Raw genomic sequence first — 4,097 nt, 5'->3', positions numbered from 1 at the left:
GAACTTTCTTTTCTGTCACGAGTTAGCAGGCATTGCCTGCTTGGAGTTTTTTATGATAGAATGGGCATATGAAAACAACTAAAGAATCAAGCCTAGATATTGTTTATGGTGTACATGCTGTAACGGAGAGTCTAGAAGCTAATACTGGAAACAAACTCTATATTCAAGACGATCTTCGAGGGAAAAATGTGGATGCTGTTAAGGCCTTGGCAGCTGAAAAGAAGGTTTCCATCTCTTGGACACCAAAGAAAACCTTGTCTGATATGACAGGTGGGGCTGTTCATCAAGGTTTTGTCCTTCGTGTGTCAGAGTTCGCTTACTCTGATCTCTCAGTTATTATGGATAAGGCTGAGCAAGAGGAGAATCCTCTGATTCTCATTTTAGATGGACTTAACGACCCCCATAACTTTGGTTCTATCCTACGAACGGCTGATGCTACTCAGGTGACAGGAGTTATTATTCCCAAGCATCGTGCTGTAGGGGTAACACCTGTCGTTGCCAAGACATCAACAGGGGCGGTGGAGCATATTCCGATTGCGAGAGTGACTAATCTTAGCCAAACCCTTGATAAGCTTAAAGAAGCAGGCTTTTGGGTATTTGGTACAGATATGGATGGTACCCCATCTCATAAATGGAACACAGCTGGCAAGCTTGCTCTTATCATTGGTAATGAAGGTAAGGGAATCTCTGCTAACATCAAGAAACAAGTTGATGAGATGATTACTATTCCTATGAGTGGTCATGTGCAGAGCCTAAATGCCAGTGTGGCAGCTGCAGTTCTCATGTATGAAGTTTATCGAAACCGATTGTAACTATGAAAAAGAGAATACTTCTGGTTGATGGTTATAATATGATTGCTTTTTGGCAAGAAACCCGTCAACTCTTTAAGACCAATCAGCTTGACGAAGCTCGTGAAACACTGCTTCGTAAGCTCAATCATTATGCCAACTTTGAGCATATTGATATCATCTGTGTGTTTGATGCCCAGTTTGTTCCAGGGAGCCGTCAGCGCTATGACCAGTACCGTGTCAGTGTTATTTTTACTGAGGAAGACGAGACAGCCGATAGCTATATTGAGCGTTCAGCAGCCGAGATGAATACTGTTCAAAATCTAGTTGAAGTAGCAACTAGCGACTTGAATGAACAGTGGGCCATCTTTTCTCAAGGAGCTTTACGTGTTTCAGCGCGTGAGTTGGAAGAGCGTGTTAATACCGTAAAGTCGGATTTAGACAAGATGTCGGCACATATTGACCTAACAACCCCCAAGTTACGTCCATGGGACGAAACACAATTAGGAAAATTACAGAACCTTTTAAATGAAATAGAATAGAGGGATATATGACATTTAAAATTTTGACAGATTCAACAGCAGATCTAGATGAAAAATGGGCTCAGGAGAACGAGGTTGAACTCATTGGTCTAACTATTACGCTCGATGATATTACTTATGAGACCGTTGGTCCCAATCGATTAACGAGTGACCGTCTTTTGGAAGCTATGCAAGAAGGAAGTCAACCAACCACAAGTCAGGTGAATGTTGGTCAATTTGAAGAGGTTTTTCGTCGTCATGCTCAAAATGGTGATGCTCTGCTTTATCTTGCCTTCTCATCAGTGCTTTCAGGTACTTATCAAAGTGCTGTTATGGCGCGTGACATGATTTTGGATGAGCATCCAGAAGCTGTCATTGAGATTGTAGATACCCTGGCGGCAGCAGGTGGAGAGGGTTATCTCTCTATCTTGGCGGCAGAAGCTCGTGACCAAGGTAAGAGTTTATCCGAAACGAAAGCCATGATTGAGGCTATTTTGCCACGTTTACGGACCTATTTCTTAGTTGATGATCTCTACCATCTTATGCGAGGAGGCCGCCTTTCTAAGAGCTCAGCAATTATAGGTAGTTTGATTAATATCAAGCCTCTTCTTTGGCTAGACGCTTCAGGTAAGTTGGTTCCTTTGGCCAAAATTCGTGGACGTAAAAAAGCCATTAAAGAAATGGTCCTGCAAGCTACTCAGGATATTGGACATAGCACAGCGATTGTCGCTTATGCTAACGACATCGAATCAGCACAAAAACTCAAAGAAGCCTTGTTATTGGTTGACGGCATTGAGCAAGTTCTCATTATGCCACTAGGTCCAGTTATTTCTACCCACGTCGGACCAGATACCTTAGCCGTCTTTACGATTGGTAAAGAAGCTAGATAGAAAAAACGTCAGATAGGTTTTCCTATCTGATTTTTTCCTTGTCTAAAATGCTGTATCAATAGAAAATAAGAAGATAATTTATATAATATGAATGATATATTTGACATAGTGTAAAATAATGCTATAATTAATCTATAAAATGGAGGAAACAAAATGAAGAAGTCAAAGAAAAAAGTAGCTAACACGATGGATGAACGTGCTCAGTTAATCAGTGCAGAATCTGCTGCTCGAGGTTATTGGGTAGCCATGCTTGGGATATTTGTAACGATTCTGGTTACTGGTAAGACACACTCCCTAGACTTAGCTCAGTCATTATTATTCATCACTTTCTTTGGTTCTATGTGCGTGGTCGTGGTGAACAGCGTATCATGTAATGGGCATCCATGGTTAGTGGACAAAAAAATTGAGAAAAAGCTTTTTGTATTATTCTGGGTAATGTTACTTTTTGGAATTGTTATGTCATTAATTGGTCTATTAAGTTTAGTACAGTCATTTGAGATGGGGAAGACTCTTATGAGCAGTGTAGGATTTTTGACATTGGGTTTGATCCTTATTTGTGACGGATGGGTTATCATAAAAAGAATCAAGAAAAACCGTCTGGAAGAACTGGAAGACGAAGAGTAGGTTTTTTGAATGAAAAATTTAAAAATGAAATCAGCGCGTGTGGCAAAAGACCTCACTCAACAAGGTTTAGCAGATGCTATCGGAGTCTCTCGGCAGACCATCTCAGCTATTGAAAAGGGAGACTACAATCCGACCATAAATTTGTGCATTGCCATCTGTAAAACATTAGACAAAACTTTAGACCAGCTTTTTTGGGAATCTGAGGACTAGTTTGCCTCCCTTAGAGGAGAGGTTCTTGGGGGAATTCTATTACCTAACTTATAAAATAGAGGCTAAAAAAATAAAAGAAAAACACCTCCAAATGACTTGCCTTGGACGTTTTTTTTTGATATTATGTTAAACGGTATTGTTTACCCCATTTGAAAGGCCCCGGAACCTTCCAAATACTTTTCGATGGGAAGGAACACCCATCACTCGTAAACAAAAATCGAACTATATATAGGAGAAATCATGAACAAAACAACATTTATGGCTAAACCAGGCCAAGTTGAACGTAAATGGTATGTCGTTGACGCAACTGATGTGCCACTTGGACGTCTTTCTGCAGTAGTTGCTAGCGTACTTCGCGGAAAAAACAAACCAACTTTCACACCACACACTGATACAGGTGACTTCGTAATCGTTATCAATGCTGAAAAAGTTAAATTGACTGGTAAAAAAGCAACTGATAAGATCTACTACACTCACTCAATGTACCCAGGTGGATTGAAACAGATCTCAGCAGGTGAACTTCGTTCTAAAAACGCTGTTCGTTTGATCGAAAAATCAGTTAAAGGTATGCTTCCACACAACACTCTTGGACGCGCACAAGGTATGAAATTGAAAGTCTTCGTTGGCGGTGAGCACACTCACGCTGCACAACAACCAGAAGTACTTGATATCTCAGGACTTATCTAATTCTAAGAGGAAAGGAGCACTAATATAATGGCACAAGCACAATATACAGGTACAGGACGCCGTAAAAACGCCGTTGCACGCGTACGTTTGGTTCCAGGTACTGGTAAAATCACTGTTAACAAAAAAGATGTAGAAGAATACATCCCACACGCAGACCTTCGTCTCGTTATCAACCAACCTTTCGCAGTTACTTCAACTGAAGGTTCATACGACGTACACGTTAACGTTGTAGGTGGTGGATACGCTGGTCAATCAGGTGCGATCCGTCACGGTATCGCTCGTGCACTTCTTCAAGTAGACCCAGACTTCCGCGATTCATTGAAACGCGCTGGACTTCTTACTCGTGATGCACGTATGGTTGAACGTAAGAAACCAGG

7 protein-coding genes are annotated in these 4,097 nt (G+C 41.1%); all 7 read left to right on the top strand.

Annotated features, from left to right (window positions below; translation table 11 throughout):
* The first annotated feature begins 68 nt into the window (after positions 1-68).
* Positions 69-812: a 23S rRNA (guanosine(2251)-2'-O)-methyltransferase RlmB gene (gene rlmB, locus RWZ99_RS08985; protein WP_314678230.1), complete on the top strand. Its 744-nt coding sequence runs from the start codon at positions 69-71 to the stop codon at positions 810-812.
* Between the two features lie 2 nt (positions 813-814).
* Positions 815-1,330, top strand: a complete 516-nt coding sequence (locus tag RWZ99_RS08980; protein ID WP_314678228.1) for an NYN domain-containing protein — start codon at positions 815-817, stop codon at positions 1,328-1,330.
* Between the two features lie 8 nt (positions 1,331-1,338).
* Positions 1,339-2,199: a DegV family protein gene (locus RWZ99_RS08975; protein ID WP_314678227.1), complete on the top strand. Its 861-nt coding sequence runs from the start codon at positions 1,339-1,341 to the stop codon at positions 2,197-2,199.
* A 153-nt stretch (positions 2,200-2,352) separates the two neighbouring features.
* A complete protein-coding gene (locus tag RWZ99_RS08970; RefSeq protein WP_314678225.1) occupies positions 2,353-2,823 on the top strand; it encodes a hypothetical protein in 471 nt (156 codons plus the stop codon).
* A 9-nt stretch (positions 2,824-2,832) separates the two neighbouring features.
* Positions 2,833-3,033: a helix-turn-helix transcriptional regulator gene (locus tag RWZ99_RS08965; protein ID WP_002886373.1), complete on the top strand. Its 201-nt coding sequence runs from the start codon at positions 2,833-2,835 to the stop codon at positions 3,031-3,033.
* Positions 3,034-3,273: 240 nt separating this feature from the next.
* Positions 3,274-3,720, top strand: coding sequence for a 50S ribosomal protein L13 (gene rplM, locus RWZ99_RS08960; RefSeq protein WP_002886374.1), 447 nt, complete (start codon positions 3,274-3,276; stop codon positions 3,718-3,720).
* A 27-nt stretch (positions 3,721-3,747) separates the two neighbouring features.
* A partial coding sequence (gene rpsI, locus RWZ99_RS08955; RefSeq protein WP_314678218.1) for a 30S ribosomal protein S9 occupies positions 3,748-4,097 on the top strand: 350 nt, incomplete at its 3' end.

Origin of the sequence: uncultured Streptococcus sp., assembly GCF_963545685.1 — a bacterium.
Lineage (GTDB): Bacteria > Bacillota > Bacilli > Lactobacillales > Streptococcaceae > Streptococcus.
This window is presented reverse-complemented; position numbering and strand designations above follow the sequence as displayed.

What these genes read in the sequence shown, in the direction of transcription:
- RWZ99_RS08980 (WP_314678228.1), top strand. Translation starts at nt 815, where the DNA reads ATGAAAAAGAGAATACTTCTGGTTGATGGTTATAATATGATTGCTTTT.
- RWZ99_RS08965 (WP_002886373.1), top strand. Translation starts at nt 2,833, where the DNA reads ATGAAAAATTTAAAAATGAAATCAGCGCGTGTGGCAAAAGACCTCACT.
- rplM (WP_002886374.1), top strand. Translation starts at nt 3,274, where the DNA reads ATGAACAAAACAACATTTATGGCTAAACCAGGCCAAGTTGAACGTAAA.
- RWZ99_RS08975 (WP_314678227.1), top strand. Translation starts at nt 1,339, where the DNA reads ATGACATTTAAAATTTTGACAGATTCAACAGCAGATCTAGATGAAAAA.
- RWZ99_RS08970 (WP_314678225.1), top strand. Translation starts at nt 2,353, where the DNA reads ATGAAGAAGTCAAAGAAAAAAGTAGCTAACACGATGGATGAACGTGCT.
- rlmB (WP_314678230.1), top strand. Translation starts at nt 69, where the DNA reads ATGAAAACAACTAAAGAATCAAGCCTAGATATTGTTTATGGTGTACAT.